Source organism: Paractinoplanes hotanensis (genome assembly GCF_023717965.1).
In the GTDB taxonomy this organism is placed as follows: domain Bacteria; phylum Actinomycetota; class Actinomycetes; order Mycobacteriales; family Micromonosporaceae; genus Actinoplanes; species Actinoplanes polyasparticus.
This window is the reverse complement of the sequence record NZ_JAMQOL010000064.1, coordinates 1-760: the sequence shown is the minus strand read 5'-3', so window position 1 is coordinate 760 and position 760 is coordinate 1. Positions and strand designations below refer to the sequence as shown.

Here is a 760-nt window from a genome sequence, read left to right as displayed (position 1 = left end):
CGCGGCCGGCACCAAACGGTCCTAAACCCCGCCCGATAAAGATCCAACCAACGTGTTATTTCTCGGCGAGCCCTTAGCCGCATCGACAACCTCGGCCGGCCGCGAGGAAACGACAACCTGCCCGGCCGACCGCCAGGGAACAACGACCTGCCCACCACACCGCGAGGAAACAGCAGCCGACTCGGCCGACCGCGGCGCAGGGGCAGGGGCAGGGGCAGGGGCAGGGGCAGGGGCAGGGGCAGGGGCAGGGGCAGGAGGAGCAGCAGCAGCAGCAGCAGGAGTCGGAGTCGGAGTCGGAGTCGGAGTCGGAGTCGGAGTCGGAGTCGGAGTGCGCTTCGCCGGAGTGTTGGCGGGGCTCGGCTCGGGCTCGGCGCTGATCTCGGACGCGACGGCAGCGCGGCGCAGACGACTCAGTTTGGCGGCGTGCCGTTGCTGCAGACCCCAGGCGCGGTGCTTCTCATGCTCGCGGCGGAATTCGTCGCCTGCGGGAGAATAGTTTCGACGCTTGGTCCGGTCACGCATCTTCGCCAGCTCTGCCGTGCTGAAGAACTGTAGCTGCCGCATACTTATATTGTCCCACACCAGAAGCGAAATGCTCACTGAGAAGACAATAGATCATGCCAAATTGAAGTGACCTACAGGAACCGCAAGGTCGTCTTTTACCTACCCCTAGCATTGCAATATCGGCCAGTAAAGAAACCCGCCGGCCGACGCAACCTGCCGCCGCTGCAAGCCACCACACCACCATCACTGCCCCGCC

General features: G+C 64.5%; 1 protein-coding gene. It reads right to left on the bottom strand.

Annotated elements, in window-relative coordinates:
• Positions 1 to 514: 514 nt before the first annotated feature.
• Positions 515 to 760: hypothetical protein (locus LXN57_RS39830; protein ID WP_251803440.1), on the bottom strand; the 246-nt coding region annotated here is incomplete at its 5' end.